General features: G+C 61.5%; 6 protein-coding genes. All 6 read left to right on the forward strand.

The window, feature by feature from the left end:
- The first annotated feature begins 201 nt into the window (after positions 1 to 201).
- The 6 genes from K0H48_RS27645 to K0H48_RS27670 are packed head-to-tail and all read left to right on the forward strand — an operon-like array spanning position 202 to position 5,889.
- The gene (locus K0H48_RS27645; protein ID WP_219337491.1) at positions 202 to 825 is read left to right on the forward strand and encodes a CDP-alcohol phosphatidyltransferase family protein; all 624 of its coding nucleotides are present in this window, start codon (positions 202 to 204) and stop codon (positions 823 to 825) included.
- A gap of 11 nt (positions 826 to 836) precedes the next feature.
- Entirely contained in the window at positions 837 to 2,591 is a 1,755-nt protein-coding gene (locus tag K0H48_RS27650) for a bifunctional alpha/beta hydrolase/class I SAM-dependent methyltransferase (protein ID WP_219337492.1), read from the forward strand.
- Between the two features lie 2 nt (positions 2,592 to 2,593).
- Positions 2,594 to 3,892, forward strand: coding sequence for a phosphatase PAP2/dual specificity phosphatase family protein (locus tag K0H48_RS27655; RefSeq protein ID WP_219337493.1), 1,299 nt, complete (start codon positions 2,594 to 2,596; stop codon positions 3,890 to 3,892).
- Complete coding sequence (locus K0H48_RS27660; RefSeq protein WP_219337494.1) at positions 3,882 to 4,325, forward strand: hypothetical protein; 444 nt, start codon at positions 3,882 to 3,884, stop codon at positions 4,323 to 4,325. The genes K0H48_RS27655 and K0H48_RS27660 overlap by 11 nt, the downstream gene beginning before the upstream one ends.
- Before the next feature lie 9 nt (positions 4,326 to 4,334).
- Positions 4,335 to 4,955, forward strand: coding sequence for a 1-acyl-sn-glycerol-3-phosphate acyltransferase (locus K0H48_RS27665; RefSeq protein WP_219337495.1), 621 nt, complete (start codon positions 4,335 to 4,337; stop codon positions 4,953 to 4,955).
- 1 nt (position 4,956) lies between these two features.
- The gene (locus K0H48_RS27670) at positions 4,957 to 5,889 is read left to right on the forward strand and encodes a phosphatidate cytidylyltransferase (protein ID WP_017135107.1); all 933 of its coding nucleotides are present in this window, start codon (positions 4,957 to 4,959) and stop codon (positions 5,887 to 5,889) included.
- Positions 5,890 to 6,066: the final 177 nt, after the last annotated feature.

Consider the following 6,066-nt stretch of genomic DNA (forward strand, 5'->3'; position numbering starts at 1 on the left):
GGCTCACCTGCCACAGACTTCGTGTCAACCGGCTGTGTAGATACCTATGCCCATCGCAGGCAAGCCAGCTCCCACATTTGTCCTGTGGTGCTCTCGCAATAGTGATTAAACCCCCAGAAACACAAGCCATCACTGGTGCAGGCACGGATTAATCGGCACACTCCAAACAGTTTTTCGCGGGCCCATGGACAAGGAAGCGTCATGATTTCGATCTACCAGCTCAAACCGCGTTTTCAAAACCTGCTGCGCCCTCTTGTGCAGCGTCTCTACGACAACGGCACCACCGCCAACCAGATTACCGTGCTGGCCGGCGGCGTTTCCTTGCTGGTCGGCCTGCTGATCGCCAGCTTTGCCCAACACCTCTGGCTGTTTGCGCTGATCCCGCTGTGGATGATCCTGCGCATGGCCCTCAATGCCATCGACGGCATGCTCGCGCGCGAATTCGGCCAGCAATCGCGCCTGGGTGCCTACCTCAATGAACTGTGCGACGTGATCGCCGACAGCGCGTTGATCCTGCCCTTTGCGCTGATTCCCGGCGTGAGCCTGGCGCCGGTGTTGCTGGTGACGTTGCTTGCCGTGTTCAGCGAATACGCCGGTGTACTGGGGCCGATGGTGGGGGCGTCACGCCGCTATGACGGGCCGATGGGCAAAAGTGATCGGGCGTTCGTACTCGGTGTGCTCGCCACTGGCGTGGCGCTGGGCTGGCTCGGCGCCGGCTGGGTCGACGCAGTGATGTGGGTGGTGGCTGCCCTGCTCGCCTACACCTTGGTCAACCGCGTGCGTCAGGGCCTCAAAGAACAACAAGAAACCTCTCCGATTGCATAAGGATTTTTGCGATGCGCGAACAGCAAGAGCACACCTTCGGTACCCATGATGGCGTCGAGCTTTTTTATCGGCACTGGCCGGCCACTGCGCCTGTGGGCGACGCGCCGCGCAAGGCGATCCTGCTGTTCCATCGTGGTCACGAGCATTCGGGCCGTATTGCCCACTTGGTCGACGAACTCGACCTGCCGCAGTTCGATTTCTTCGCCTGGGACGCCCGTGGCCACGGCCAATCGCCGGGCGCGCGCGGTGACAGCCCAAGCTTCGCCACCAGCGCCCGCGACGTGCAGACCTTCTGCGAACACATCGGCGCCACTTACGGCATAGAAGAACAAAATTTCGCCGTTATCGCCCAAAGCGTCGGCGCGGTGATTGCGGCCACTTGGGTACACGACTACGCGCCAAAAATCCGCGCACTGGTGCTCGCCTCCCCGGCGTTCAAGGTCAAGCTGTACGTGCCCTTCGCCCGACCTGGGCTGGCGTTGATGCGCAAGTTTCGCGGCAACTTTTTCGTCAACAGTTACGTCAAGGCCAAGTTCCTCAGCCATGACCCGGAGCGCGTCGCGTCCTATGACAGCGACCCGCTGATCACCAAGGCGATTTCGGTGAATGTGCTGCTCGGTTTGTACGAAGCCGCCGACCGGGTGGTGGCCGATGCCCAGGCGATCCAGGTGCCGACGCAATTGCTCATCTCCGGTTCCGACTTCGTGGTGCACCGCAAACCCCAGCAGCAATTTTTCGACCGGCTGGGCAGCCTGAAAAAAGAGCTGCACATCCTGCCCGGATTTTTCCACGACACCCTTGGCGAGCGCGACCGCGCCGTGGCCGTGAACAGCGCCCGGCGCTTTATCCTGCAGAACTTCGCCCAGCCGCTGGACCGCGCCGCCCTGCTCTACGCCGACAAACTTGGCGCTACCTGCGCCGAGTCCGAAGCCCTCGCCGCGCCGCTGCCGCGTAACTCCCTGCGCGACCTGTACTGGCGCATGACCCGCGCCAGCATGGGCCTGGGCAAGAACCTGTCGGACGGGGTGAAACTGGGTTTCGACACCGGCTTCGACTCCGGCAGCACCCTGGACTATGTGTACCGCAATAGGCCCACCGGCAAGGGCGGCCTGGGGCGGATGATCGACACCAACTACCTCAACTCCATCGGCTGGCGCGGCATTCGCCAGCGCAAGCTGAACGTCGAAGAACTGCTGCGGCTGGCCATGGCCAAGTTGCGCGCAGAGGATCGAGAAGTACGCATCGTCGATATCGCCGCCGGCCACGGGCGCTACATTCTCGAAGCTTTGCAGGGCGTTTCGCCGTTGCCGGAATCGATCCTGCTGCGCGACTACAGCGATATCAACGTGCGTGACGGTGGCGCACTGATTCGCGAGAAAGGCTTGGGGGACATCGCGCAGTTCGTCAAAGGCGATGCATTTGATAGAGCAGACCTGGCGGCACTGGCGCCCAAGCCGACCTTGGCGGTGGTGTCCGGCCTGTATGAGCTGTTTGCCGATAACGGCATGGTCGGCGGTTCGCTGGCAGGTCTTGCCGAAGCAGTGGAGCCCGGCGGGTATCTGGTTTACACCGGCCAGCCGTGGCACCCGCAACTGGAACTGATCGCCCGCGCCTTGACCAGCCATCGCCAGGGCCAGGCCTGGGTAATGCGCCGTCGCAGCCAGGCCGAAATGGATCAATTGGTCGAGGCGGCGGGCTTTCGCAAAATCACCCAGCGTGTGGATGAGTGGGGCATTTTCACCGTGTCCCTGGCGCAGAAGATCTGAGCATGCGCGAACCCGGCTTATTGAAACCCGCAGTCCTGTGGCTGCTGCTGTTGGCGCCGCTGTTTTTCAGCACCTACGGCTTTGCCACCTGGGTCACCAGCCAGCGCAGCGACGTCGGCACGCTGGTCTTCGGCTGGGAAACCCATATGCCGTTCTGGGCCTGGACCATCGTGCCCTATTGGTCCATCGACCTGCTCTACGGGTTTTCACTGCTGCTGCCCAATACTCGCCATGAGCTGAAACAACACGCGTTGCGCCTGCTCAGTGCGCAAGTCATTGCCGTGAGCTGCTTTTTGATCTGGCCGCTGCGTTTCACCTTTGAACGGCCGGAGCTGGATGGCGTATTCGGCTGGCTGTTTGCGGTGCTGGCCGGCTTCGATAAACCCTTCAACCAAGCGCCGTCGCTGCATATCGCGCTACTGGTGATTTTGTGGGTGATGTACCAGCGTCACACCCAAGGGTTCTGGCGTTGGCTGGTGCATGGCTGGTTCGCGTTGATCGGTATTTCGGTGCTGACCACTTATCAACATCACTTTATCGACTTACCCACAGGCGCCCTGGCCGGTTGGTTATGCGTGTGGCTGTGGCCGGTGGAACATCCGAGCCCGCTGTTGAATGTACAACTGACGCGGGATGCCCAGCGCTGGCGATTGGGTGTGCGCTACGGCTTGGGCGCGGTGGCGCTGGTGATTCTGGCCTTTGTAATGCGCGGCTGGTGGTTGTGGCTGCTATGGCCGGCGGTCTCCTTAGGCTTGATCAAGGCCAATTACCTCGTGCTGGGCGCCTCGGGCTTCCAAAAACGCGCTGATGGTCGGCTCACGCCAGCGGCGCGCTGGCTGTATGCACCCTACTTGGCGGCCGCGTGGATAAATTCCAGGCTGTGGACACGTAGACATCCACAGCCTGACCAGATTGTGGATAACGTCTGGCTTGGTCGAATTCCTACCACCGGCGAGCAAGGTTCCTTCAAGGCCATCGTCGATCTGTGCGCCGAATTGCCGATTAATCCACAGGGCCGCGCCTATGAATGCGTGCCTGTGCTCGACCTGATCGCGCCAACACCCGCGCAATGCCTGCTAGCTGCCGAGGCCATTGAACGCCTGCGTTCAAGCGGCCCGTTGCTGGTGTGCTGCGCCCTCGGCTACTCGCGCAGCGCCAGCGCCGTCGCCGCGTGGTTGCTGCACAGCGGGCGCGCCGCAACGGTCGACGAGGCAGTGGCTATTATTCGTACAGCACGGGCCGAAGTGGTCCTGCATCCTGCTCACCGTAAAGCGTTGGAGGGTTTGCCCCATGCCCGCTGATATGGAACTCCAGGTGGTTGCCAGCCTGCTGCGCCGTGGCCGCTCGCTGGACCAGTTATCCACAGGCCTGACCGTGGCCGGCGTATTATTCGGCCTTGCTCAATTGCTGTTGGCCAGCGTTTCGACGCTGTGCCTGCTGCTCAGCCTGTGGATGATTATTCTCGGCCTGCTGCAAAAGTACTGGGCATTGCGCGTGGCCTTCGACGCCGACCTGTTCGCCCTGCTGGCCCGCGACACCGAGCGCACGGCCGATCTCGACCAAGCCTTGCAGAGCCTCGGCCTGCAATCGCCCAAACGCGCGGGCCGACCCTGGACCGAACGCCGTCGCGGCGCGCTCAAACTGCTGCGCAAACAAGCCTGGTTGCTGGGTGCGCAAGCGCTGCTGACCCTGGCCGTAATCCTCGCCAGCCCTTGGCTACCTTTCGCCGGATAAGGAATCCCCATGTTCGAACCCGTGGTCGCCACCCTGATTACCTCGATGGCCCGTACTGTCACCGGCGCCCGTAGCCTGTGGCTGGGGTGCGCGCCGGTGCCGGTGCAGCGCATCTACTTCGCCAACCATAGCAGCCACGGTGATTTCGTCTTGCTATGGGCATCGTTGCCGCAGAACCTGCGCAAATTCACCCGGCCGGTGGCCGGCAGTGACTACTGGAACCAAAGCGCACTGCGCCGCTACATCATCAACCGCGTGTTCAACGGCGTGTTGATCGACCGTGAGCGCAAAGACCCTGTGGATAACCCCTTGCAGCCGATGCTGGCCGCGCTGGAAGGTGGCGATTCCTTGATCATCTTTCCCGAAGGCACGCGCAATCTGGAGGACGGTTTGCTGCCGTTCAAAAGCGGCCTGTATCACCTGGCAAAAAGTTACCCACAAGCCGAATTGATTCCAGTGTGGATCGCCAACCTCAACCGAGTCATGCCCAAGGGCCGCGTACTGCCGCTGCCGTTGCTGTGCACCACCAGCTTCGGCGCGCCGCTGCAATTGGAAGACGGTGAAGACAAGGCCGCCTTCCTTGCCCGCAGCCGCGACGCCTTGCTTGCCCTTGCCCCGGAGCATGTCTGACATGGATAGCCAAACCCTGATGTTGTTCGGCGGAATCGGCGCGATCCTGGTGCTCGCCTCGCTGATCGGCCTGATCCTCAAACTGCGCACCCGTGGCACACCGAATGCGGTGGTCGACAACCTCAACGCCCGCATCAATGCGTGGTGGGTAATGGTGGTGGTGATCGGCATCGCTTTCTGGCTTGGCACTGGTGCGGTGATCCTGCTGTTCTATGCGGTGTCGTTCTACGCCCTGCGCGAATTTCTCACCCTTACGCCGACACGGCGCAGCGATTACCCGGCCCTTGTAGCCGCGTTCTACCTGGCGCTGCCGCTGCAATACCTGCTGATTTATGCGGACTGGTACGGGCTATTTTCGATCTTTATCCCCGTGTATGTGTTCCTGCTGCTGCCGATCCTTGCTTCGCTGGGTGGCGACAGCACGCACTTTCTGGAGCGTGCGTCGAAGGTGCAATGGGGCCTGATGATCGCGGTGTTCTGCGTATCGTTCGTGCCCGCCTTGCTCACACTCGATATTCCCGGCTACGAAGGCCGCAACCTGTTGCTGATCGCTTACCTGGTGATCGTGGTGCAACTGTCGGACGTGCTGCAGTACGTGTGCGGCAAGCTGTTTGGCAAACACAAGATCGCGCCCAATTTGTCGCCGTCCAAAACCGTAGAAGGCTTTGTCGGCGGGATTCTGCTGTCGTCCCTGATCGGCGCGGCGTTGTGGTGGACCACGCCGTTCAACCCGTGGCAGTCATTCCTGATCGCGCTGCTGATCAACCTGCTGGGCTTCGCCGGCGGCATCGTGATGTCGGCGATTAAGCGCGACCGGGGCGTGAAGGATTGGGGGCACATGATCGAAGGCCACGGCGGGATGCTGGATCGGCTGGATTCGGTGTGCTTTGCCGCGCCGATTTTCTTCCACCTTGTGCGGTACTGGTGGACCTGAGGAACACACACTCTCTCAAGCCCAACACAGATCAATTGTGGGAGCTGGCTTGCCTGCGATAGCGGAGTGTCAGCCGGCATCACTTTTGGCTGTGCCACCGCCATCGCAGCATAGGCATCTACACAACCGGTTAACACGAAGTCTGGGGCAGGTGGGCTGTTGTGGCGAGCAGGGCTG

The sequence above is a fragment of the Pseudomonas sp. Xaverov 259 genome, assembly GCF_019352915.1.
In the GTDB taxonomy this organism is placed as follows: Bacteria; Pseudomonadota; Gammaproteobacteria; order Pseudomonadales; family Pseudomonadaceae; genus Aquipseudomonas.

What these genes read in the sequence shown, in the direction of transcription:
- K0H48_RS27645 (WP_219337491.1), top strand. Translation starts at nt 202, where the DNA reads ATGATTTCGATCTACCAGCTCAAACCGCGTTTTCAAAACCTGCTGCGC.
- K0H48_RS27650 (WP_219337492.1), top strand. Translation starts at nt 837, where the DNA reads ATGCGCGAACAGCAAGAGCACACCTTCGGTACCCATGATGGCGTCGAG.
- K0H48_RS27655 (WP_219337493.1), top strand. Translation starts at nt 2,594, where the DNA reads ATGCGCGAACCCGGCTTATTGAAACCCGCAGTCCTGTGGCTGCTGCTG.
- K0H48_RS27660 (WP_219337494.1), top strand. Translation starts at nt 3,882, where the DNA reads ATGCCCGCTGATATGGAACTCCAGGTGGTTGCCAGCCTGCTGCGCCGT.
- K0H48_RS27665 (WP_219337495.1), top strand. Translation starts at nt 4,335, where the DNA reads ATGTTCGAACCCGTGGTCGCCACCCTGATTACCTCGATGGCCCGTACT.
- K0H48_RS27670 (WP_017135107.1), top strand. Translation starts at nt 4,957, where the DNA reads ATGGATAGCCAAACCCTGATGTTGTTCGGCGGAATCGGCGCGATCCTG.